The organism is Cupriavidus phytorum, from assembly GCF_003254285.1.
Taxonomy (GTDB): domain Bacteria; phylum Pseudomonadota; class Gammaproteobacteria; order Burkholderiales; family Burkholderiaceae; genus Cupriavidus; species Cupriavidus phytorum.
The window spans coordinates 1,173,349-1,194,486 of sequence record NZ_QKZN01000001.1 but is presented as its reverse complement, the minus strand read 5'-3'; the positions used below and the strand labels follow the sequence as shown (position 1 = coordinate 1,194,486).

22 protein-coding genes and 1 pseudogene are annotated in these 21,138 nt (G+C 69.1%); 4 read left to right on the top strand and 19 right to left on the bottom strand.

What is annotated here, in order from left to right; translation table 11 throughout:
• Positions 1-11: 11 nt before the first annotated feature.
• The 12 genes from sctT to sctV form a co-directional block, all read right to left on the bottom strand.
• On the bottom strand, positions 12-827 hold the full coding sequence (gene sctT, locus C7416_RS05175; protein WP_025584980.1) for a type III secretion system export apparatus subunit SctT: 816 nt from the start codon (positions 825-827) through the stop codon (positions 12-14).
• Complete coding sequence (locus tag C7416_RS05170) at positions 820-1,332, bottom strand: type III secretion protein HrpD (RefSeq protein WP_111517414.1); 513 nt, start codon at positions 1,330-1,332, stop codon at positions 820-822. Before C7416_RS05170 ends, sctT begins: the two co-directional genes overlap by 8 nt.
• On the bottom strand, positions 1,329-2,711 hold the full coding sequence (locus C7416_RS05165; protein ID WP_111517413.1) for a FliI/YscN family ATPase: 1,383 nt from the start codon (positions 2,709-2,711) through the stop codon (positions 1,329-1,331). The genes C7416_RS05170 and C7416_RS05165 overlap by 4 nt, the downstream gene beginning before the upstream one ends.
• Before the next feature lie 17 nt (positions 2,712-2,728).
• Entirely contained in the window at positions 2,729-3,337 is a 609-nt protein-coding gene (sctL, locus tag C7416_RS05160) for a type III secretion system stator protein SctL (RefSeq protein ID WP_111517412.1), read from the bottom strand.
• On the bottom strand, positions 3,319-4,185 hold the full coding sequence (locus C7416_RS05155) for a type III secretion system protein SctK (RefSeq protein WP_240988283.1): 867 nt from the start codon (positions 4,183-4,185) through the stop codon (positions 3,319-3,321). The genes sctL and C7416_RS05155 overlap by 19 nt, the downstream gene beginning before the upstream one ends.
• On the bottom strand, positions 4,182-4,979 hold the full coding sequence (gene sctJ, locus C7416_RS05150; RefSeq protein WP_111517410.1) for a type III secretion system inner membrane ring lipoprotein SctJ: 798 nt from the start codon (positions 4,977-4,979) through the stop codon (positions 4,182-4,184). Before sctJ ends, C7416_RS05155 begins: the two co-directional genes overlap by 4 nt.
• Entirely contained in the window at positions 4,976-5,452 is a 477-nt protein-coding gene (locus C7416_RS05145; RefSeq protein ID WP_111517409.1) for a hypothetical protein, read from the bottom strand. Before C7416_RS05145 ends, sctJ begins: the two co-directional genes overlap by 4 nt.
• Before the next feature lie 61 nt (positions 5,453-5,513).
• Complete coding sequence (locus tag C7416_RS05140) at positions 5,514-5,714, bottom strand: hypothetical protein (RefSeq protein WP_018007336.1); 201 nt, start codon at positions 5,712-5,714, stop codon at positions 5,514-5,516.
• 105 nt (positions 5,715-5,819) lie between these two features.
• The gene (locus C7416_RS05135; RefSeq protein ID WP_111517408.1) at positions 5,820-6,956 is read right to left on the bottom strand and encodes a type III secretion system protein SctD; all 1,137 of its coding nucleotides are present in this window, start codon (positions 6,954-6,956) and stop codon (positions 5,820-5,822) included.
• Positions 6,956-8,701 carry a type III secretion system outer membrane ring subunit SctC gene (gene sctC, locus C7416_RS05130; RefSeq protein WP_111517407.1) on the bottom strand — a complete coding sequence of 582 codons (1,746 nt, stop codon included), beginning with the start codon at positions 8,699-8,701 and terminating at the stop codon, positions 6,956-6,958. Before sctC ends, C7416_RS05135 begins: the two co-directional genes overlap by 1 nt.
• A 53-nt stretch (positions 8,702-8,754) precedes the next feature.
• Positions 8,755-9,021 (bottom strand): EscS/YscS/HrcS family type III secretion system export apparatus protein, encoded by a 267-nt coding sequence (locus C7416_RS05125; RefSeq protein ID WP_018007333.1) that lies wholly within the window; start codon positions 9,019-9,021, stop codon positions 8,755-8,757.
• Between the two features lies 1 nt (position 9,022).
• Positions 9,023-11,191: a type III secretion system export apparatus subunit SctV gene (gene sctV / locus C7416_RS05120; RefSeq protein WP_111517406.1), complete on the bottom strand. Its 2,169-nt coding sequence runs from the start codon at positions 11,189-11,191 to the stop codon at positions 9,023-9,025.
• A 203-nt stretch (positions 11,192-11,394) separates the two neighbouring features.
• Between sctV and sctQ the strand changes: the two genes are divergently transcribed.
• Positions 11,395-12,582 carry a type III secretion system cytoplasmic ring protein SctQ gene (gene sctQ, locus C7416_RS05115; RefSeq protein ID WP_111517405.1) on the top strand — a complete coding sequence of 396 codons (1,188 nt, stop codon included), beginning with the start codon at positions 11,395-11,397 and terminating at the stop codon, positions 12,580-12,582.
• Between the two features lie 43 nt (positions 12,583-12,625).
• Positions 12,626-13,285, top strand: coding sequence for a type III secretion system export apparatus subunit SctR (gene sctR, locus C7416_RS05110; protein ID WP_012356083.1), 660 nt, complete (start codon positions 12,626-12,628; stop codon positions 13,283-13,285).
• Between the two features lie 42 nt (positions 13,286-13,327).
• On the opposite strand, the gene C7416_RS05105 is transcribed toward sctR, so the two are convergent.
• Positions 13,328-13,630 carry a BrnA antitoxin family protein gene (locus C7416_RS05105; protein WP_111517404.1) on the bottom strand — a complete coding sequence of 101 codons (303 nt, stop codon included), beginning with the start codon at positions 13,628-13,630 and terminating at the stop codon, positions 13,328-13,330.
• Entirely contained in the window at positions 13,614-13,883 is a 270-nt protein-coding gene (locus C7416_RS05100; protein WP_111517403.1) for a BrnT family toxin, read from the bottom strand. Before C7416_RS05100 ends, C7416_RS05105 begins: the two co-directional genes overlap by 17 nt.
• A gap of 246 nt (positions 13,884-14,129) precedes the next feature.
• Between C7416_RS05100 and C7416_RS05095 the strand changes: the two are divergent.
• Positions 14,130-14,291, top strand: a pseudogene (locus tag C7416_RS05095) (EscR/YscR/HrcR family type III secretion system export apparatus protein); the annotation flags it as partial.
• 209 nt (positions 14,292-14,500) lie between these two features.
• Here C7416_RS05095 and C7416_RS05090 read toward each other — a convergent pair.
• Both C7416_RS05090 and C7416_RS05085 read right to left on the bottom strand, forming a co-directional pair.
• On the bottom strand, positions 14,501-15,019 hold the full coding sequence (locus C7416_RS05090; RefSeq protein WP_111517402.1) for a GNAT family N-acetyltransferase: 519 nt from the start codon (positions 15,017-15,019) through the stop codon (positions 14,501-14,503).
• Between the two features lie 66 nt (positions 15,020-15,085).
• A complete protein-coding gene (locus tag C7416_RS05085) occupies positions 15,086-15,736 on the bottom strand; it encodes a TetR/AcrR family transcriptional regulator (protein WP_111517401.1) in 651 nt (216 codons plus the stop codon).
• 33 nt (positions 15,737-15,769) lie between these two features.
• On the opposite strand from C7416_RS05085, the gene C7416_RS05080 reads away from it, so the two are divergent.
• A complete protein-coding gene (locus tag C7416_RS05080) occupies positions 15,770-17,281 on the top strand; it encodes a phytoene desaturase family protein (RefSeq protein WP_258400910.1) in 1,512 nt (503 codons plus the stop codon).
• Positions 17,282-17,351: 70 nt separating this feature from the next.
• On the opposite strand, the gene pgaD is transcribed toward C7416_RS05080, so the two are convergent.
• Genes pgaD through pgaB form a run of 3 tightly spaced genes read right to left on the bottom strand, consistent with a single transcriptional unit; the run spans position 17,352 to position 21,138 of the window.
• Entirely contained in the window at positions 17,352-17,789 is a 438-nt protein-coding gene (gene pgaD, locus C7416_RS05075) for a poly-beta-1,6-N-acetyl-D-glucosamine biosynthesis protein PgaD (RefSeq protein ID WP_111517399.1), read from the bottom strand.
• Positions 17,786-19,123, bottom strand: a complete 1,338-nt coding sequence (gene pgaC, locus C7416_RS05070) for a poly-beta-1,6-N-acetyl-D-glucosamine synthase (protein ID WP_111517398.1) — start codon at positions 19,121-19,123, stop codon at positions 17,786-17,788. The genes pgaD and pgaC overlap by 4 nt, the downstream gene beginning before the upstream one ends.
• Positions 19,120-21,138, bottom strand: coding sequence for a poly-beta-1,6-N-acetyl-D-glucosamine N-deacetylase PgaB (gene pgaB, locus C7416_RS05065; RefSeq protein ID WP_111517397.1), 2,019 nt, complete (start codon positions 21,136-21,138; stop codon positions 19,120-19,122). Before pgaB ends, pgaC begins: the two co-directional genes overlap by 4 nt.

Here is a 21,138-nt window from a genome sequence, read left to right as displayed (position 1 = left end):
TTGCGTCGCTGCTAGCGTGCCGCGCCCCGGCGCAGCATCTCGATCAGGATATTGTCCGGGCGCAGGAAGCCCTGCAACGTATCCACCATCACTGCCAGCATCAGCACCAGCATCAGGAACGCCACCGAGATCTTGACTGGCTGGGCGAACTGGAACACGTCGAACTGCGGCACGAAGCGCGCGATCAGCGCAAAGCCCAGCTCGACGATCACCAGCAGCAGCAGGATGGGCGCGGCCAGCTTGACCACCCACGAGAACAGCGTGCCGGCATAGAGGTTGGCAAAGCCCATCGACGCCAGCGACATCTCCGGCCCGAACGACATCACCGGCCAGAACGCGAACGACTCGACGATCACCCCGGTCATGGCGATAAAGCCACCCAGCGCCGCGAACAGCGCGATGCCGAAGTGCGACAGCAGGTTCTCCATGGGCCCGTCTTCCTGCTGTGTCACCGGGTCGAAGAAGGTGGCATTGCCCGAGCCAGTCTGGAAGTCGATCAGCTCGCCGATCATCTGCAGCGCCACGAAGAACAGCCCGAACGCCATGCCCAGCAGCAGCCCGATAAAGGCCTCCTTAAAGATCAGCACCAGCCACAGGCCACCGGCGACGGCGTCCAGGTCGATACGCGCGCCCGGCGACACGAACAGCGCGATCGCCAGCACGATGCCGTTGCGCGCCACCCCGGGAATGGCCTGCTGCGACAGGAACGGCAGCACCGTAAACGCCGTCAGCAGGCGCGGCATCACCATCACGATCGGCATGATGACCTCGCGTCCCCATTGGAACAGCAAGGCGGGATCGAGCAGTTCGCCCTGCATCTCAGGCATGCCGCCCGTCGTGCCGGCCGGCGTGCCAGGCGCGGGCCGCGGCTTCGTCGATGGCCTCGTCCTCGCGCCGCCCGGCGCCGGCGCGCAGCGCGCGGCGTTCGCGCAGCGCCAGTTCGCGTGCGCCGTCCAGCCGCGCCTGCGCGCGCAGCAGCGCGCGGCGGGCCTCGTCGAAGGCGGCACGCCGCCGCGCTACTTCGTCGAGCACCGTGGCAAGGTTGGCATTGGCCCGGGCAATGCGAGCGTCGAAGGCGCTCTGCCAGCCCTGCGCATCGAGCAGCCCCGACACCGACACCCCGCCCTGCGACGCGCCCTGCCGCAGGCGTTCGATGAACGCCGCGCGCTCGGCCAGCGCGGCCTGCACCGCCTGCTGCGCGGCCTCGGCCTGGCGTAGCCCGGCCATCACCTGCGTGCGGTGCTGCTGCAGCGCGCGCAGCGCGTCTTCCTGGCGGCGCTGGCGCACCGCCTCGAGCTGGCCCAGGCGCGGGTCGGCGCCGCCGGCCGTCATCGCGCGGCTCCGGCAAGCGGTGCGGGCTCGCGCACGCGCAGCGCCTGCGCCAGCTTGTCGACGGCGCCGGCAAAGGTGTCGAGCCGCGCCGCCGGCTGCGCCAGGTAGGCGCGGATATCCGGCATCGCCGCCACGGCCGCGTCGGCGACGGGGTCGGCGCCGGGCCGGTATTCGCCGATCTGCAGCAGCAGCTCAAGCTCCTGGTACCGGGCCAGCAGCTGGCGCAGCCGCGCCGCGTCGCGCGCGTGCGCGCCGGCCGCTACCTGGGGCATCACGCGGCTGACTGACTGCAGCACGTCCACCGGCGGATACTGGCCGGCGCTGGCCAGCTTGCGCGACAGCACGATATGGCCATCGAGGATGGAGCGCACCTCTTCGGCGATGGGGTCGCTGTCGTCCTCGCCTTCGGTCAGCACGGTATACGCGGCGGTGATCGAACCCTGCACGCCGGTGCCGGCGCGCTCCAGCAACTGCGGCAGCATCGAGAACACCGACGGCGGATAGCTGCGCCGCGTCGGCGGCTCGCCGCTGGCCAGGCCGATCTCGCGCTGCGCGCGCGCCAGCCGCGTCAGCGAATCGACCAGCAGCAGCACGCGCCGGCCCTGGTCGCGGAAATGCTCGGCGATTGCGGTGGCGGTATAGGCGCAGCGCACGCGCTCCATCGGCGAGCGGTCCGAGGTCGACACCACCAGCACCGTGCGCGCCATGCCGTCGGGGCCCAGGTTGTATTCGATGAACTCGCGCACCTCGCGGCCGCGTTCGCCCACCAGCGCGACCACGTTGACATCGCTGGACGCGCCCCGCGCCAGCATCCCGAGCAAGGTGGACTTGCCCACGCCGGGCGGCGCGAAGATGCCCACGCGCTGGCCCTCGCCCAAGGTCAGCAGGCCATCGATGGCGCGCACCCCGGTGGCCAGCGGCTCGCGGATCAAGCGGCGCGTAAGCGGGTCGGGCGGCTCGTTGTCCACCGGCACGCGCGCCACGCCGTCGAGCGCGCCCTTGCCGTCGATGGGCTCGCCCAGCGCGTCGAGCACGCGCCCCAACAGCGCGGCGCCGGCCGGGCACTGGTGGCCGTGGGCCGACGGGATGACCTCGGTCAGCGCCGACACGCCGGTGGTGCGCCCCAGCGGCGTAAGCAGCGCGGTCTGCTGCACGAAGCCGACCACCTCGGCCAGCAGCGGCGGCTCGCCGGGCGTGACCAGCTGGCACAGCTCGCCCACATGGGCCTGGATGCCGGTGGCGTTAATCAGCATGCCCACCGCCTTGCTGACGCGCCCGCGCATTGCCACCGGCGTGAAATGCTCGAACGCGCGTTCCAGGTCGGCGGCGGCATGCTGCAGCGCGGCTTCGATATCGGTGGCAGGGAGTTCGGTGGACATGTCGTCAGCCTCGGGAATCAGCCCGCGCGCAGCCGGCGCGCAAAGGCTTCGAGCTGGGCCTGCAGGCCCACTTCCATGGTGCCCGAGGGGGTCTGGATGCGGCAGGCATCGGGTTCCAGCCCCGGCTCGACCACCACGTTGGCGCGGCGCGGCCACTCCTGGGTCTCGGCCAGGCGGTCGAGCAGGCTGCGCACCGCCTGCTCGCGGCCCAGCGGGATCTGGATGGTGATGAAGGGCTCGGCCCGCACCAGCGCCTCGACGCGCTGCAGCGCCACCTCCAGGATGATGTCGGGGTCGAGCTCGCCGGCGATCTGCTGCACCGCCTTCATCACGATCTCGGCCATGGTGCGGCGCATCGCGCCCAGCTGGCGCTCGGCCTCGGCGGCGGTGCTGACCTGCGCCGCGGCGTGGTCGGCGTGCGCGCGCGCCCAGCCTTCGCGGTAGCCGTGCTGGCGGCGCTCCTCGGCCTCGCGCTGGGCTTCGGAGCGGATCTGCATGGCCTCGCTGCGCGCGGATTCGATCACCGCGGCGGCGTCGAGCAAGGCGGCATATTCGGCCTCCTTGAGCACCTTGCGCTCGGACAGCAGCTGCAGGTTTTCGCTGGTGATCAGAAAAGCCAGTGCCATGCCGGGAACCGTTCGGGGATCAGGTTGAGCAGCAACAGCTCGCGCAGCTGCGCGGCCTGCGTCGGAGTCAGCGGTGCCGGCGACAACGCCGCCAGCCGCCGGGGAAACTTGCACCGCAGCGCCTGCAGCAGCGGCGCCGCATATTCCGCGGTTTGCGCCTCGGCGGCCAGCGCGCCGCACAAGAGCCCGCACAACAGCCGATACCCGCGCTCGGCCATCAGCCGGCCGGCGCCGGCCGGGTGCTGTCGCAGCGGCGCCAGGTTCATCGGCAGCGCCGGCAGCGCCGGCACGCGCTTCAGGATAAAGGCGACGGCGTGGCGGTCGAGCCGGCGCGCGGCACGGCGCATCGCGCGCGGCGCGCTGCCGATCAGCGGCGCCGCCAGCGCCCCGGGCAGCGGCGCGATGCTGTCGGCCAGCTGCGCCGGCAGCATGCGGCGCTCGCTGGCAAAGCCCGCCTGGTGCACTGCCAGGCCAAGCCACCACGCCAGCAGGCGCAGGTCGCTGCGCGGCATCAGCACCAGCCGCGCCAGCGAGGGCGGCGCCTCGAGCAGGCGTTGGATCGCGGCGTCACGGGCGCCGTCCGCGCCGGCCAGGCCCAGCGGCTGCGCCAGCACGTCGGCGGCGGCGGGGCCAAAGCGGTCCGCACGGCGCCACGCCAGCGGCCAGTCGGCCGGCAGCCAGCTGGGATGCAGATGCGCCAGCGGCCGCTGCGCCAGGTCCGCCACCGCGCGCGCCAGCGCCGGGTCCGGCAGTGCCGGCGGCGCAGGTGCGAACGCGGCGGCCAGCGCGCCGGGCAGGTAGGCGCCAGGCGCGGCCTCGGCAGCGGCAACCGTCGATAGCGGCGTCAATTCGCGCTCCGCGGCGCACCACGCCGCTGCGGCCAGCGCAGCGCGCCGCGCTGCCATGCCACCACGGCCGCCACGGCCAGTGCAATCGCCGCCGCCGCGCCGACCGCGATCGCGGCAAAGCGTCCGAGCGCATAGCCGGCCGCCGGCCCCGGCGCGCCCGCCTGCGGCGCGAACGGGCGTGCCTCGACCAGCGACAGCGACACGTTGTCGTGGGTCACACCTTCGATGCTGTGCGCCACCATGTCCTTGACGGTCGGCACCAGCAGGCGCAGGTCGGTATCGGCGCGGTGCTTGATGAACACCGCCGCCGACGACGGCCGGATCTTGTCCGAGAGCGGATCGGTGGCGGGAATCACCACATGCACGCGCGCGGTGACCACGCCGTCGATATTGCGCAGCGTTTCCGACAGCTCCTGCGACAGCGCGAAGATATAGCGCATCCGTTCTTCGGTCGGCGTCGCCACCAGCCCCTGCTTCTGGAACACCTGCCCCAGCGAGGCAAAGCGTTCGCCCGGCAGGCCTTCGCTGCGCAGGATCTCCAACGCGGCGGGCAACTGCGATTCCTCGACCCGCACGCGCCACTGGCCCTCGCCGGTGCCGCCGCTGGTGTCGGCGCGCGCCTTCTCCGCATCGATGCCCTCGGCGGTCAGCGCGGCCAGCACCTGGTTGGCCTCGGGTTCGTTCAGCGACGCGTACAGGTCGACCTTGCATGCGGCCAGCGCCAGCGCCATCAGCGCCGGTGCCAGCCGGGCCGCGCGCGCAAGGCGCCGGGACAGCGGTGGCGTGGGCATCATTGCTGGTTCTTCAGCAGGCTGTTGAACAGGTTGGTGCCGGCGCTGCCGATGCTGGAGGTCACGTGGATCGACGAGAACAGCTCCAGCGACTGCGTCTGCAGCAGCATGGCCTGGTACACCACCTCGCTGGTGCTGCCCTCGTAGATCGACGCGAACATGCCGTCGCGCAGCTCCTGCAGGCGCGCGGCCTGGCGCGCCGATTCCTCGCCGGCCGAGACATAGCTGGCGCGGATGGCGTTGCCGAGCGTGGTCGAAGTCGGGTCTGCCGCCTGGGTCACGTGCGCGGTGCGCGAGCCGTCGGCGGCGCGGCCCTGCTGGACCATCTGCGCGAACTGCCGCGCATCGGCCGGGTCGGCCTGCGCAGCCGGGGCCGCGGGCGGCGACTGGTGCGCGGCGACGGTGGCGCTGTCGGGCGCTGCGCCCGCAGCAGTGGTGGCATTGGCGGCGGCAATGGCGGCGGTCGGGTCCATCATGGCTCTCCTTGCAAAGCGTTGGGCGCCCCGGCATGCCGGGGCGCATGGCAGGCGCCTGCCGTCAGTTGGTGCGCGAGGTCTGCTTGACGTCCTGCATCGCGCCCTGGACCAGGTTGGCCTTCTGCGTGTTGTGGGCCATCTCGCTGCTGACCACCGCGTTCTGGCGCGTCAGCGTGTCCTGCAGGCCCAGGATGTTCACCGAGAACTCCTGCGCTTTCTGCTGGATTTCCTGCATCTTGGCATTGAGGTCGACTTCAGCCATGACAATCTCCTTCAGGTAGGTTGGCGTCATACACCTGCCCTCCGGGGGCAAGCGGCATCTGCGCCCGCGGGCGCAAATCCTGTGGCACGGCGCGCGCGTGCGCCGTCATCGCCGTGCCTGCGGCGGCACCGGGCTGTCCTTCAGCACCACGCCGTCCGCGTCGATCCGTTCGATCTCGGCGCCGTTCTTCAGCACCGCCCCTTCGAAATAGCGCGCGCCGTTGGCCAGCTGCACCGAGCGCGTGCCGTTGCCGTCTTCGGTAATGCTGACCACGCGCGCGGGAAACACGCCCTGCCAGTTTTCCATGTGGCCATCGCGCACTTGCCGGCGCCGGCTGTCGGCGGTCTCGCGGTAATCGATCTTGTCGGACACCAGCACGCCCGGGTGCAGGTCCTCGATCACGCGCCGCACCTTGTCGCGCCCGTGCACCGGGTCGGCGGTACCGCTCAGCAGCACGCGCCCCTGGCCCTGGTAGGCGATGCCCACGCCGGGCTCGTCCAGATAGCGCTGGATATGCTCGATCAGGTCGTCCGCCGAGCGTACCTGCTGCTGCACGCCGCGGCCGAACGGCGCCAGCGCCTGCACGATGCGCTGCCGGTCCACGCGCGAATTGACGAAGCCCTTGACCGTGACCGTGCCGTTGGGCAGCGACACCACCTCCAGCTCCGGATACGCGGCCACGGTCTTGCGCACGGCGGCGGGGTCCGCCTGCTGCGTGCGCGGCGCCAGCCCGCCGTTGGCGTAGGTGGCGGCAAGCCAGCCTGCGCCGACCAACCCCACCACGCCGGCCACGCCGAGCGCTGCCAGCAGCGCGCGCCCGGGCCGGCGCCCGCCCTGCTGCTGCGCGTCGGCATCGCGCGCGGCGCGCCGGCCGGATTCGGCCCAGGCAAAGAGCGTGTCGGTGGCCTCCGACATGCCCGGCTGCGCGCGCAGCAGCTCGACGTCGAGCGCGCCGATGGTGAGGATGTCGCCGCCCGCCAGCGCGAACGCGCGCTGCGTGGTGGCGCGGCCGTTGACGTTGACCGCGGCCTCGCCGACGCGCTCGGCCGATACCGCCAGCTCGCCCACGTTCAGTACCAGGTGGCGCGGCTGCACCTCGGCGCCGGGCACGCTGATGTCCACGTCCGCCGCGGTGCCGAGCACATTGGCGCCGCGCCGCAGCGTGACCTGGCGGCCGTAGACATCGCCGCCGAGAAAGCGCAGGGTCCAGCCGGAAGCTTGGGAATCGCGCAGGTCGGCCATCAGCTCATCCCCGGGATCACCAGGCGCGGCGTCAGCAGGTAGAAGCGCTCCATATTGTTCTGGCGCTTCTCCTGGTACTTGAACAGGTTGCCGATGATCGGCACGTCCTGCAGCAGCGGCACGCCGGACGAGGCATTGACCTTCTCTTCGGTGGTGTAGCCGGCGATCAGCAGGCTCTTGCCCTCTTCCACCATCGCCTGCGTGGTGATCGAGCGGCGCCGAACCACCGGGATGCGGTCGACGGTCTCGCCCGACAGGTTGCCGTCGGCGATGTCGATGGTCAGCATCACCGCTCGGTTCTGCTGCTCGTCGACCACCAGCGGGGTCACGCGCACCGCCGTGCCGGCGGTGACGTTGAACAGGCCCGCATCCTGGAAGCCGTCGACGCGCACATAGAATTCCTGCAGGTTCTCCAGCGCGGCCTCGGTGTTGTCGAGCGTCAGCACCTTGGGCCGCGCGACGAAGTTGGCTTGCCCGCGCTCGGCCAACGCCTTGACGCGCGTGAGCAGGTAGCGGGTCACGTCGCTGCCGATGGCGCCGGTAAACTGCAGGCCGCTGCCGATGGTCGCCGCGGTGGTGCCGGCCTCGTTGGCAAGATTGCCGAAGCTCAGGCCGGCGTTGCCGTTGCCGCCGCCGAGCTGCAGGTCGATATGGCGCGTGTGCAGGCGCCAGTCGACGCCCAGGCTGTCCAGGTCGGCCTGGCTGATGTCCATGATGGTGACTTCGATCTCCACCAGGCGCGGCTTGACGTCGAGCGATTCGATCAGGCGCCGGTACTGCGCCATCTTGTCCGGGGTGTCGCGCACGATCACCGCATTGAGGCGGGTATCGGCCTGGAACTGCGGCAGCTGGCCGCTGCCCCAGTTGTTCTGCATGCCAAGGCCCAGGCCGACGCCACCGCCGCCCATGGCATCAAGCATCTGCGACGGGTCCGCGCTCGGGATGCCCCCGCCACCGCCGCCCTCGCCCATGCGCAGCTGGGCCTGGCGCGTGGCGCCGCGGCTGGTGCCCAGGCTGGGGCCGGTGCCGGTGGCCAGCGTGCGGTTGCGCCCGTACAGGTTGCGCAGCACCGTGACCACGCCGGGCACGGTCATCTCCTTGCCGGCGCGGTTGATGCGGAAGTCCGAGGCCCACGAGTACTTGAGCGGGAACAGCTGGATCTCGGCGCGCTCGTCGGCGATGGAGCGGTCGTCGACCGCGCGCACGGCGGCGCGCACGGTCTCGACGTAACGCTTGGGCCCCGACACCATCAGCGTGCCTTCCGCATCGTTGATGGTGATGGGATAGCGCGAATCGGGCACCTGCATGCGCTCGAGCGAATCGCGCAGGCGCGCGCCGGAGCCGCGGGCGATCGGCAGCACCTCGCTGCGCGCCTCGCTGGCGACGTCGATATACAGCAGCGAACCGTCGTAGTAGTAGGTCAGCCCGAACATCGAGCACACGCTCTTGAGCACATGCTGCGCCGATTCATTGAACTTGCCGCTGATGGTTCCTTCGACCTTGGGGTCGATCACCGCGGTGGTGCCCTGCGAGGCGGTCAGCTCGCGCAGGAAGTCGGCCAGCCGCTTGTCGCTGGCCGAGGCCTGGAACGGCTTGTTGGGCCAGCGCAGGTCCGCCGCGCGCGCCGGCTGCGTGCCGCCCAGCAGCGCGCATGCCAGGCACAGCAGCCCTGCAGCGGTGCGCCATGCCGGCCAGCGCGCGGCGCGGCCAGTCGATCCGTGTTCCCCGTGGTGCCCCAGCATCATGTCAGTTTGCTTGTCCGTTGGTCCTGCGTGGTTGCCTGCGCATCGAGTTCTCCCTACAGGAAGGTCAGCATGGTCTGCAGCGCGCGCTGCGCGAAGCGCATCACCTCGCCGCCCAGCCAGCCGCCCAGCAGCACCAGCGACACCAGCACCGCGATCAGCCGCGCCGAGGTGCCGATGCTCTGGTCCTGGATCTGCGTCACCGCCTGCAGCACCGCCACCACCAGCGCCACCAGCGTGCCGATCAGCACCACCGGCAGCGTGACCCACAGCACCACCAGCAGCGCCTGGCGCGTGATGTCGAGGATGGTGTCGGCGCCCATCTCACTCTCCGGCCGGGTTCTGGATCCAGCCTACCGGCACCAGCGTCACGTCTTCATCGACCTCCTGGTACGACAGCACCGGGATGCGCGGCGCGACCGGCTCGATCAGCCGCTTGATATAGCGGCGCACGTCGACGCTGACCACCACTACCACGCGCGCGGCGCCGGCACCGCCGGCCGCGCCCGCCGCGCCCGCCGCGCCCGTCTTCTCGGCGGCCTTCTCCAGCAGCACGCGCAGCTGCTCGCGGATATCGCGCGTGACGTCGTGGCTGAGCAGCAGCAGGTTGCCGCGCGCCGCCTTTTCGATCGCGCCCTGCACGCGCGCTTCCAGCGCGGGCTCGAACAGCACCGCATCCAGCGAGCGGTTGGCGCCGACATGGCGGCTGGTGATCAGGCGCCCCAGGTCCACGCGCACCAGCTCGGTCAGCGCGATCGCATCGGTTTCCTTGGGGGCCCAGGTGACCAGGCTTTCGAAAATGGTGCGCAGGTTGCGGATCGGCACGCCCTCCTGCAGCAGCCGGCGCAGCACGTCGGTGATGCGCTGCAGCGGCACCACGCGCGCCAGTTCCATCACCAGGTCCGGCGCCTCGGCCTGGATCACGTGGATCATCGACTGCACGTCCTGGATGCCCAGCAGCGGCGCCGCATGCTGCTTGATCACCGCGCCCACGTGCACCGCCAGCACTTCCTCGCACGACAGTGTGCGCACGCCGTCGGCGGCGCCGGCCTCGGCCGGCACCCACACCACTTCCGGGAACGGGCCGAACGGTGCGCCGGCCTCGGCCACGCCCTGGTCCACGCGCGCGCGGGCACCGGGCTCCAGCAGCCGCTTGCCGGGCCGCAGCACGCCGCCGGAAGCCACCACGTCCTGCACGCGAATGGCATACGCATCGCGCTCGCCCAGCGCGCGGTGCTGGATGCGCAGGCGTGGAAACACCATGCCGAGCTCGGCCTCGACCTCGCCCTTGGCGGTGGTCATGCGCTGCTCGAACAGCCGCAGGTCGATGCGCCCGCGCAGCGCTTGGTCCAACTCCAGGGCCAGCGCCGGCGCCACGGCGGCCTGAGTACCGGCCGCCGCCGCGCCTTCATCCGCATCGGCCATTTCGATCCAGGTGACGGTGCCGGTGCTGCGCTGCGCGCGGCGCAGCAGCAGGTAGCCGCCGCCGGCCACCACCAGCGCCATCAGCCCGAAGGTCCACTTGGGAAAGCCCGGCACCACCACGAACACTGCAATGGCAAGCCCCGATACCACCAGGGCCTTGGGCTGGGCCAGGATCTGCTTGCCGATGACCTCGCCCAGGTTGGGCGAGCGGGTGCGCTCCTCATCGGACGAGACCCGGGTGATCACCACCCCGGCCGCGATCGAGACCAGCAGCGACGGGATCTGCGACACCATGCCGTCGCCGATGGTCAGGATGGCATAGCGCTGCAGCGCCTCGCCGATGCTCATGTCCTTCATCAGCGTGCCGATGGTGATGCCCGCCAGGATGTTCACCAGCGCGATCACCACGCCGGCGATGGCATCGCCCTTGACGAATTTCATCGCGCCGTCCATGGCGCCATGCAGCTGGCATTCCTGCTCCAGCGCGCGGCGGCGCTCCTGCGCCTGGCCTGCGCTGATGGTGCCGGCACGCACATCGGCGTCGATGCTCATCTGCTTGCCCGGCATCGCATCCAGCGCAAAGCGCGCGCCTACCTCGGCGACGCGCTCCGAGCCCTTGGCGATGACGATGAACTGCACGATGGCGATGATCAGGAACACCACGCCGCCGACCACCACGTTGTTGCCGACGATCAGCTTGCCGAAGGTATCGATGATGTGGCCCGCGTCGGCATGCAGCAGGATCAGCTTGGTCGACGCAATGTTCAGCGACAGCCGGAACAGCGTGGTGAACAGCAGCAGCGACGGGAACGTCGACAGCGACAGCGCCGACGGGATATAGGTAGCGACGATCAGCAGGGTCAGGCTCATGCCCAGGTTGATCGTCAGCAGCAGGTCCAGCAGGAAGGTCGGCAGCGGCAGCACGAACAGCGCGATCACGGCAAACAGCAGCAGCGTCAGCGCCAGGTCTGACTGGCGCGACGCCGCCGCCGCCATCTGCTGCAGCCCCGGCGCGCCCGGGCCGAGGCCGCGCGGGAACGCTGGGAGGTTTGCCGGGAGTTTCGCCATCGTCCTTGCCGGTGGGATCAGTGGGCGCAGTGTATGGCCGCCCCTGCACAGCGACCAGTACCGAGGATTCGTAGCGCACGCCGCACATCCGGCCTGCTCGGCCGCCGCCTGGCGGTTTCGGGCGCGGGCCTACAAGGCTTCGTAGTGGACGCGGCTGCACCCCGCTGCTTATCGTTGCGTCTCGAGCAACCCAGCCACTCCACATGTCCTCCGTCCTGCCCCGCCCCGGCCGCGACCCGTCCGCGCAGGAGCCCGCCGCGGCTCCGCGCGGCGGCACGCGCGTGCTGGTGCATGGCGCCGCCGCGGCGGCAAGGCTGGCCACGACGGGCCTCGATGCCACCCCGGCGCTGCCGCATATGGAGCCCGATATCGCGCGGCTGTCCGGCTGGCTGGCCTGCCGCGCGGCCGCTGTGCCGGTGCGGGTGGGCGGGCACGACTGGCAACTCCGTTTTGTCCCGGCCGACCTGGAGATCGCGGCGCGGCCCGGGGCCGGCTATGCCTTCACCTGCGGCAGCAGCCACGGCGTGCTGCGCTGGGATGTGGCCAGCGAACGCCTGCTGCTGGGGGCCCCTGGCGCGGCCGAAGCGCTGCCCGCATTGCTGCGGCACGCGCTGATGGCGGACGCGCTGGCCGAAACGGTAGCGGCACTGGGCCATGCGGTGCCCGACGCCTTCAGCTGGCAGCCCGATGGCGTCCGGGCGCAGGCAGTGGCTGCGGCCCATGCCTTTGGCTTCGAGCTGCGGCGCGAGGCACCGCCGGCGCGGCTGCGCGGCACGCTGCAGCTGGACCAGCCCGAACGCCTCGCGGCGCTGCCCGCAGGATCGCCCGCGCCGGCACCGGCGTGGATGGAGCGCCTGCCGGTGCCGATCGCCGTACGCATCGGCACCACGCGGCTGGCGCTGGGCGAGATGCACGGCATCGAGCCCGGCGACATCGTCGGCATCGACGACTGGCATTCGCAGGGCAGCGCGCTGGCGGTGCGCTGTACCACCGGGCGCCACGGCCCGGGCTGGACCGCGCTGGCCGAGGGCCGGCGCCTGGTGGTGCAGGCCGGCGCCGACAGTACCGACGTTTCAAACGGAGCGCATATGGAAGAGCAAGACCCCGCACGGCAGGCCCAGCCCATTCCCCATCCGGACGCGGCGCAGGCGCCGCTGTCGCGGCTGGACCAGCTGGAAGTGACGCTGCGCTTTGAAGTGGGCGACGTCGCGGTGCCGCTGGCCGAGCTGCGCGCGGTGGCCCCGGGCTATGTGTTCGAGCTGCCGCAGCCGCTCAAGCAGAGCGAGGTGCGCATCGTCGCCAACGGCAACCGCATCGGCACCGGCACCCTGATCGCGGTCGGCAACCGGCTGGGCGTGCGCATCATCACCTTTGCCGGCGGCGACGCATGAATCGCGGCAGGCCGCCCTCTCCCGTTGCGCCCGGGTGCATGCGATGAACAGCGGACTCTACAATCCGGTCCTGATCCTGACCATCATCCTGACGTTCGGCATTGCGCCCTTCGTCGCGCTGATGGTGACCAGCTACACCAAGCTGGTGATCGTGTTCGGCCTGCTGCGCGCCGCGCTGGGCCTGCAGCAGGTGCCGCCGAACATGGTCCTGAACGGCATCGCCATCATCCTGACCGCCTACATCATGGCGCCGATCGGCTCCGACGCCTTCGACGCCATCAAGCGCCGCGCCGACGCCAACGCCGCCTTCAACGTCAACGACGTGGTCACCGTCTACGACGCGGTCAGCGGCCCGCTCAAGGAATTCCTGGTCAAGCACACCGAGGAGCGCAATCGCACCTTCTTCGTCCAGTCCGCCAAGCGCATCTGGCCCGAGGGTCGCGCCGACGACCTCAAGTCCGACGACATGATGGTGCTGATCCCCAGCTTCACGCTGTCCGAGCTGACGCGCGCCTTCCAGATCGGCTTCGTGGTCTACCTGGTGTTCGTGGTGGTGGACCTGATCGTCGCCGCCATCCTGCTGGCCCTGGGCATGTCGATGGTGGCACCGACCACGATCTCGGTGCCGTTCAAGCTGCTGCTGTTCGTGATGCTGGAGGGGTGGACGCAGCTGATCCAGGGGCTGGTGCTGTCGTATCGGTGAGGGTGGGTGCCGTCGCACTCATACCACTGCGACCGAGACGAGTCACGGACGATGCGTACGAAGCCAGTCCTTCAGGGCGTCATTCATCCGCGTTTGCCAGCCGTCGCCACTGGCGCGGAAGGCGGCCAGGACTTCGGCGTCGTAGCGGATGGTCACCGACTCTTTTGGGTTGGCAAGCCTGGGTCTACCGCCTCGATTCCTGAGCGGCTGCATTTGCTTCATCTCTTCTGCGCCTACCTCGTAGGTATCCGGGTCGGCGGCAATGCCACGGTTGATCGCCGCGTCCTCTTCAGGCGTCGGCAGGATGACCGTGCGGCCCGACCGGCTCTTAATAGCTTGCGGCATAGTCCTGTACCTCTCGCATGTTTGCCTTGCGCAGGCTGATTACGTGAAAAGTCTCGCCCCGCTGCGTGAACACCACGCAATAGAGGCGATCCCCGATGAAGCCGAATCCGATCTCGCGCAACTCGCGGTAGTCGTTTCGGGTGTCCGGCCTGCACATCACATCCGACCAGTCGATCTCGGCTGCCATCGCAAGAGAAATGCCGTGCTTGACGGTGTTGGCCGCATCCTTACCGAAGTCGAAGCTGATTTGCATGGTGTTATTGTAGTTACAACAACCAACCTGGCGCAACAGGTTTTTGTAGTTACAGATTGAGGCCCCTGGCCGAGTGGTCAGGTGCGCCTTTCCGGCAGGATCTGCCAGGGTTGAACGGCTCGTGCTTGAGGGAAGCACTAGCGGCGAACCTGCATCATTACCGACACGCGGTTGGTCGTCGAGATTTGGTACCACGTTGTGTCTGCGTGATGCACCCACCTACGCCATCACCGCCGCCACCGCGCCCTCATCGTGGTGGTGGACCTGATCGTCGCCGCCATCCTGCTGGCGCTGGGCATGTCGATGGTCGCGCCGACCACGATCTCGGTGCCGTTCAAGCTGCTGCTGTTCGTGATGCTGGAGGGGTGGACGCAGCTGATCCAGGGGCTGGTGTTGTCGTATCGGTGAGGGTGGGTGCCGTCGCGTCTATACCACTCTCGTCACCGGCTGGTAGCCCGCCATTCTCGCGTCGGCCGTCAGCAAGGTCATGCCCGATTTCCCACAGGCTGACCGCGGAAACAAAGATCTCGTTGGCCGGATCCGGGATGACTGCCGGGCGACGGCCGGCAGTTGCGGGCTGGCCAAGGCAGCCCCAAGGGCTCAATCCTGCTCCGGATCTAGCTTTTCACCTCGAATGACTCGTGATACCTGACCACCCCTGAGGGCACGTGCGGGCCGAACGCAATGGCTTGAAAGTACTCTGCCGGAACCCCGGGCAGTACGAGCGATGACCGTGCCGCGAATCCAAAGCGGGAATAGTAGGCCGGTTCCCCCAGTACCACGCAGCCTTGCGCGCCGGACTGTTTCAGGCGATCCAGGGCCGCACGGATGAGCTGCGACCCCACCCCGATGCCTTGATGAGCAGGCAGCACCGATACCGGACCCAGTCCGTACCATTGCGCACTTCCGTCCGAGATTTCGACCGGGGAAATGGCGACATGGCCGACCACGTTGCCGGACAGTTCCGCGACAAGCGAGATCTCCAACTGTCCCGCCGCCCTAAGGGCCGTGATGATCAGCTGTTCCGTGCCACTGGAGTGGGTGGCGACTGCGAAGGCGGCCTGGGTTACGTGGGTAATTGCGTGGACGTCGTCCGGACGCTCGCTCCTGATCAGGAGCGCATCAAACGTGGTCATTCAGTTTTCCTAAGATCGATACGCATGGAAGCCCAACCGAAAGGTACTGAGTGTTGAGCCGAACGTTTATCGCCTTCGCGACCCCGCTGCATGGGGCCTGGTACCGGGCGCAGTGTCATCAGCATGGGCGGCGCCCTGCATAAAGAAATCCAGGGCTTTGCCAAGCTCGTCCTCCAGGCCCACGTCCGAATTGCTCAACCAGGTCATGACGGCACCCAGATACAGAAAATGCAGATAGTGCGCCAGGCGCTCGGCCGCCGTATCAGGCCGGATCTCGCCGGCCTGTTGTGCCTGGTCGATGAGCTGCACATACAAGGGAAGCATGTCCGAACTGGTCTGCTGCTCCATGCCATCACGCACTTGCTGGAAGCGAAAGCGGATATACGGCGCCGCATACTGCCGATGGTGTTCCCACCAGCTGGCCGAGCCATGCCACAGCGTTGCCACGCGTGCGACGAAGGATTCCCGACTCAGAACGTAGTCCTCCACCGCCGCTTGCAGGTCTTGCTCGAGCTGGTTGTGCATCCAGTGCACCAGCACCGCCTCTTTGACGGGGAAGTGGTTGTACAGCGTGCCTCTCGCAATATCCGCCTCTGCCGCGATCTGTTCCATCGTGACCGCTTCGTATCCGTCGCGTTCGAATAACGCGTGCGCGCTGGCAGCGATGCGGTCACGCGTCTGCTTTCTTTTACGGACCATCCGATCGTCTTCGCTCATGGCAGTTGCGGCTGAATTGGACATTGTCTAGTATTGTACATTGTCCAATATCACAAGGGAAAGCCGTCGATGCGTGCAACGAAAGAATCTCCCACGGTGGTCATCGGGGCCGGGCTGGCAGGACTGGCCGCCGCGCTTTCGCTGTCTCGTCGTGGCATCCCGGTGACGGTTGTGGAGGCGCAGCAGAGCGCGGGCGGATGCTGTTCGACCGAGGTGTCCGACGGGTTTACCTTCAACAATGGCGCGGTTTACGTCGCCGTGCCCTCATTGCTTCGTGCCGCCTTCGGGCGCGTGGGCCTGAGCTTCGATGACGAAGTCGAACTCGTCTGCATCGCAAAGCCCCACGCGACTTTTCTGGACAATGGCACCGCCGTGCACCTTTCAACCGCCGAGCACTCGTACGTGGACGGCGCCGACCACCACCGCCGGACGCAGGCGCTGCGAGACGGGCTGGCCAGGCTGCGGGACGACTGGCGTCCGATCTACGCAACCCTGGTCCGCGACGTGCTTCCGGAAGAACCGTCGCTGCTACGTACGGTCGGCAAACTGTGGAGGCACCTGCCGCGAATGGGCGGCCACGTAAACGGACTGATCGCGTCTTATTTTCCGGACGGGGATCTGCAAGCTGCTGTCGCCTCGACGTTGCTCTACACGGGCCTCGCGCCCGACCGGCTCCCCGCGACACAGATCATCGGCTTGCTGGCCTTGCTGGAGGAAGGCTTTCATCTGCCGCGCGGCGGCATGGGCGCCATTAGTGATGCGCTGCTGCGAGCCCTGCAGGGGCAATCCGTCCCGGTACGTTTCGGTACCCGCGTCAGGGAGATTGCCGTCAGCGACGGTCGGGTGCATGGCGTTGTGCTCACCGACGGAGAACACATCCCAGCATCGCACGTCGTCGCCACGTGTTCGGGATTGGGTGTCGTGAAGAACCTGCTGCGTGCCGCCGACGTCCCGCGAAGCCTGGCCGCAAAGGCAGACAAGGCTCCGTTGTCGCACAGGGCCATCTCCATCCAGATCGGATATTCCGGTGCCGCGGCAGCCGACGCATTCATCGTCAACCATGTACCGGCGATGGAAAAACAAGGCGCCATGCACGTTCGCAGGCCCGACGTCCCGCAATGGATTTCGTACACGCAGCCAACGCGGGTTCTCCCGGAATTGGCACCCCGGGGCAGGCATGTCATCGAGCTGTACGCGCCCGCCAGCGATATTCGCTCGGTATCCGAATGGAATCCGGCATGGAGCGATTCGGCATTGGAGAAATACCTGGACGCGTTGCAGAAGCGGGTCCCCGGCATGGCCATCGAAACGACCCGCGTGATCGATCCGCAGGACTTTGCCCGGGAACGACAACTGCATGAAGGTGCGCTGTATGGAATTGCCCCGGGTTCTCCACCCCACCGATTCCTCCCGCATCGGACACCGATCCGTGGGCTATACCTGGGCGGACAAACGACATTCCCGGGCTATGGCGTGCCGTCGGCAATGCTGTCTGGCATACAGTCCGCGGAGTCGCTGGTTGCTGACTTGTCTCGGTCGCGCTGACGTCATTGGCCAGGGAGCGCCGGCTGGCATCAGCCTGGAAGAAGCAAAGGACTACGATGCCTTGGGCTGGTCACGACACCACCGCCCTCACCTCCGCCACCCCCCCCTCATGCGTGTGGTCCACCACCGCCACCTTGGCCAGCTGAAGCGCCCGCACGCGCTGCCCCGGCAGGCCGAAGCTGCGCGCCAGCTCGTCGATGCGCAGCGCGGGCAGCGGCTTGCGGCGGTCCAGGCCGGCGAAGCGATACTGGTTGTAGAGCGCCCATGACAGCAGCACGATGCCGTTGAACAGCCCCACCAGCACGTAGACCGTCAGCGTGCCCATGGTAGGCAGCAGCGCGGCCCAGAACGGTACGCCGGGGCCCGCGGAGGCTTCCTCCAGGATGGCGCGGATGCCGCTCGCGCCGAGGTAGAAGAAGCCGGCCCAGGCCAGCGCCGTGAGCACGGCGTCGAGCAGCCAGCGCAGGCGCGAGCCGCGGGTACGGATGATCATGCTTTCGGGTTTCATGACGACCTCATGGTGTGGATGCCCCGGTCGGGGCTGGTCCAGCGCGCACGCTGGCGCCGGGTCTTGAGCATGACCTTGGGAAAGGCCAGCAGCGTGGTCAGCATGCCGACCATCCAGTACGCCAGCGGATACCAGATGATCCAGTACAGCGTGCGCGCCAGGCGCGGCTCGTAGCGGCGGTCGATCAGCACGCTCAGGCCGAACTGCAGCAGGCACACCGCGGCCAGCACCATGCCGGTAAAGCCCGGCGGCATCAGCTTCTGGATGCGGATATTGGCCGGCAGCTCGACGAAATGCCCCAGCGCCCACAGCAGCAGCGACATGGCGAAGGCGAAGGCCCAGCCCGCCGACAGGCAATACTCCGCCATCAGCGGCCACAGCCGGCGGTGGCGCCAGATCCAGATCGAGCGCACGTTCTTCATGAACACCTCGGCCCCGCCCTGGGCCCAGCGCAGGCGCTGCTTGAGCAGGCCGCGCACGGTCTCGGGCATCAGGATCCAGCACAGCGCGCGCGGCTCGTAGAAGATCGACCAGTGGTCGCGCTGCAGCTTCCAGCTGATGTCGATGTCCTCGGTGATCATGTCCAGGCTCCAGTAGCCCACGCGGTCCAGCGCGCGGCGCCGGAACGCGGCGACCACGCCCGAGACGGTGAAGACCTGGCCGTAGACGCGCTGGGTGCGCTTGATCAGGCCGATGATCGACGAGAACTCCCCTACCTGGATCCGCCCCACCAGCGTCGAGCGGGTGCGGATGCGCGGATTGCCCGTGACTGCGCCGACGCGTGGATTGGCCACCATCGGCGCAACCAGGTAGGCGGCGGCGTCGGGATCGAGCGCGGCATCGCCGTCGATGCAGACCAGGTATTCGCCGCGCGCGGCCAGCGCGCCCATGCGCAGCGCCATGGCCTTGCCCTGGTTGTGCGCCAGGTGCACCACGCGCAGGCGCGGGTGCCGCGCCGCCAGCGCGTCGAGCAGGGCGCCGGTGCCGTCGCGCGAGCCGTCGTTGATGGCGATCACCTCGAAGTTGCGGTAGCGCTGCGCCAGCGCCGCCAGCAGGGTTTCCTCGCCGTTCTTTTCCTCGTTGTAGCACGGCACCAGGATCGAAATGAACGGCTCGCCGGGCACCTCGGGCGCCTCGCGTTCGGCGCCCCAGCGCCACTTGCGCTCCCAGTGCCACCAGAAGTACAGGCCGCCGGCGATCCACAGGCCGGACATGAACAGCGGATAGAAGAACACAAAGGCCAGCAGCAGGTCACCGGTGGCAAGGGCGGCCAGCGCGAACGGCAGCGCCAGCGCAAGGCACAGGATGACCAGGGCAAACAGTCGTTCGATCATGGTGCGGGATACCAGGCGTTGGACAGCGCCGGCCGGATCACCTCGAGCCGGGGCTGGTTGTTGTGGAAGTCGTCCGGGTAGTAGCCGAAATTGCGCGCGCCGCGGCGCTGCAGCCGCTGCATCCAGCCGGCCAGCACCGCGCTGTCGACCGGACGGGCCCCAGGGGCGCGCCAGTCACGGGCTTGCAGCTCGAACACGGTGCGCCGCAGCGCGCCCGGGCGCTGCGCGATGGTGTCGACCATGCGGTCGAGCCATGCGTTCTCCTGGCCCGCCGGCACCTGCTCCATGTGCGGCATCGCCATCGGCGCGGTCCAGTCGTAGGCGGCAAGGAAGTCGTCCAGGTTCTGCGCGAACCACGCTTCGCTGTCCGGCTGCAGCACCGGCAGCGCGAAGATGTTGCGCGCGGTCTTGATGGCGGGCCCGCGCACCTCGCGCACGCGCGCGGCTAGTTCGTGGGTAAGGTCCACCAGCGCCCGGCTCTTCATGCGCGTCCAGCGCTGCATCTGCTCGGGGCTGGCGCGCAGCTCGGCGACCGAACCGGGCAGGCCGGCGGCGCGATACGCGGCCAGCGCCGGCGCGCTGGCATCCTCGAAATCGCCCAGCAAGGCGTCGTCGTGGAACAGGATGCCGTCAAAGAAGGCGTGGCGTGCCAGGTCCTCATACAGGTCGCCGATGCGGGCCCGCGCCACCGGGTCGAACGGCGACAGGCGCCGGTACTGCTTCGGGTCGACCGCCGCCGTGCCGGTGGCCGGATCCCAGCGCGCCACGCGCGCCAGCGACGGGTCGAGGTCGAAGCTCAGCACCGGCATCCACGCATACACCTTCACGTTGGCGCGGTTGTCGAGCTGCCACGCGACCCGGTTGAACAGGTCGGCGCGCACCGGCAGCCAGCGGTTGGGGAAGTACACCGACCTGATCAGCCCGTCGCCGTCGTCGTCGGAGAACGCCTGCAGGAACACGGTGTCGATCTTCAGGTCGGCGATGCGCTGCACCAGCAGGCCCAGGTTGCGCTCGACCTGGGCGGGATCGGGATCATAGACATAGTCCAGGTCCACGTGCGCGACGCGCATGCCGTTGGGCTCTTCCATCGCCACCACCGAGCGGGCGAAGCCGCGCAGGCCGGGATCGTCGCTGAGCAGCAGGCGCGCGCCCGACATCATGCGGTCCACCGTGGCCAGGCCGTCTTCCAGTGTCAGCGCCATCTGGTAGCCGTTCTCGGCGACGATGCGCAGCGCCGCGCCGCCCTCGGCGCCGTACGGCCAGATCCACACGCGCACCGGCTTGCCGGTGACGGCGCGCACCTTGGCGGTGATGCGGGCCACGTCGGCACGCAAGCGCGCCTGCTGCGCGGCATCGCTTTCATAGCGGCCGGTGCCGGCATCGAAGGCGCGCACCGCCGCGGCCGGCTCGGTATTGCCCTGCGGGTTGGCGCGCACGCCGTAGTGCAGGGCATCGGTATGCGCGCCGATTTCCACCAGGCCCGAGGCGGCGATCTCGCGCACCTGCTGCCAGTCGAGCAGGCGCTCGCGCGCCGTCGGCGTGCCGCCGAAATCGACCGGCTGCCCCGGCGGAGTATCGAGCCAGCCGCCCACCGGCGCCAGCACCGCCGGCCAGCGGTAGGCCTTCAGGATCGGCAGCACGCGTGTGTAGAAGCTGCGGTAGCCGTCGTCGAAGGTCAGCAGCACCGCACGCTCGGGCAGCGGCGGGCCGCCGCGGCGTGCCGCCAGCACCTGGTCGACCGAGACCGCGCGGTAGCCGTTCTCGCGCAGCCAGGCCAGCTGGCCGACCAGGTGGTCGGTGCGCACGCTCAGGTAGGCCTGGTCGGGGTCCTTGTCTTCGACGTCGTGATAGGCCAGCACCACCACATGGTTGCGCGGCCACGGCTGCTCGGCGGCCGCGGCCGGGCGCTGTGCGGGCGGCGTGAACACCGGGATGTCCTTGGCGCAGGCGGCCAGCAGGCACGCGGCCAGCACCAGCCAGAGCAGACGGCAGGCGCGCCGCAGGGTTGCGTTCAT

Coding starts and splice junctions, on each gene's coding strand:
- C7416_RS05090 (WP_111517402.1), bottom strand. CDS start 15,019: ATGACCACGTTTGATGCGCTCCTGATCAGGAGCGAGCGTCCGGACGAC.
- sctT (WP_025584980.1), bottom strand. CDS start 827: ATGCCTGAGATGCAGGGCGAACTGCTCGATCCCGCCTTGCTGTTCCAA.
- C7416_RS05140 (WP_018007336.1), bottom strand. CDS start 5,714: ATGGCTGAAGTCGACCTCAATGCCAAGATGCAGGAAATCCAGCAGAAA.
- C7416_RS05170 (WP_111517414.1), bottom strand. CDS start 1,332: ATGACGGCCGGCGGCGCCGACCCGCGCCTGGGCCAGCTCGAGGCGGTG.
- C7416_RS05105 (WP_111517404.1), bottom strand. CDS start 13,630: ATGCCGCAAGCTATTAAGAGCCGGTCGGGCCGCACGGTCATCCTGCCG.
- sctJ (WP_111517410.1), bottom strand. CDS start 4,979: ATGATGCCCACGCCACCGCTGTCCCGGCGCCTTGCGCGCGCGGCCCGG.
- C7416_RS05165 (WP_111517413.1), bottom strand. CDS start 2,711: ATGTCCACCGAACTCCCTGCCACCGATATCGAAGCCGCGCTGCAGCAT.
- sctR (WP_012356083.1), top strand. CDS start 12,626: ATGAACAGCGGACTCTACAATCCGGTCCTGATCCTGACCATCATCCTG.
- C7416_RS05125 (WP_018007333.1), bottom strand. CDS start 9,021: ATGGGCGCCGACACCATCCTCGACATCACGCGCCAGGCGCTGCTGGTG.
- C7416_RS05145 (WP_111517409.1), bottom strand. CDS start 5,452: ATGATGGACCCGACCGCCGCCATTGCCGCCGCCAATGCCACCACTGCT.
- C7416_RS05135 (WP_111517408.1), bottom strand. CDS start 6,956: ATGGCCGACCTGCGCGATTCCCAAGCTTCCGGCTGGACCCTGCGCTTT.
- sctV (WP_111517406.1), bottom strand. CDS start 11,191: ATGGCGAAACTCCCGGCAAACCTCCCAGCGTTCCCGCGCGGCCTCGGC.
- pgaC (WP_111517398.1), bottom strand. CDS start 19,123: ATGATCGAACGACTGTTTGCCCTGGTCATCCTGTGCCTTGCGCTGGCG.
- sctQ (WP_111517405.1), top strand. CDS start 11,395: ATGTCCTCCGTCCTGCCCCGCCCCGGCCGCGACCCGTCCGCGCAGGAG.
- pgaD (WP_111517399.1), bottom strand. CDS start 17,789: ATGAAACCCGAAAGCATGATCATCCGTACCCGCGGCTCGCGCCTGCGC.
- sctC (WP_111517407.1), bottom strand. CDS start 8,701: ATGATGCTGGGGCACCACGGGGAACACGGATCGACTGGCCGCGCCGCG.
- sctL (WP_111517412.1), bottom strand. CDS start 3,337: ATGGCACTGGCTTTTCTGATCACCAGCGAAAACCTGCAGCTGCTGTCC.
- C7416_RS05100 (WP_111517403.1), bottom strand. CDS start 13,883: ATGCAAATCAGCTTCGACTTCGGTAAGGATGCGGCCAACACCGTCAAG.
- C7416_RS05085 (WP_111517401.1), bottom strand. CDS start 15,736: ATGAGCGAAGACGATCGGATGGTCCGTAAAAGAAAGCAGACGCGTGAC.
- pgaB (WP_111517397.1), bottom strand. CDS start 21,138: ATGAACGCAACCCTGCGGCGCGCCTGCCGTCTGCTCTGGCTGGTGCTG.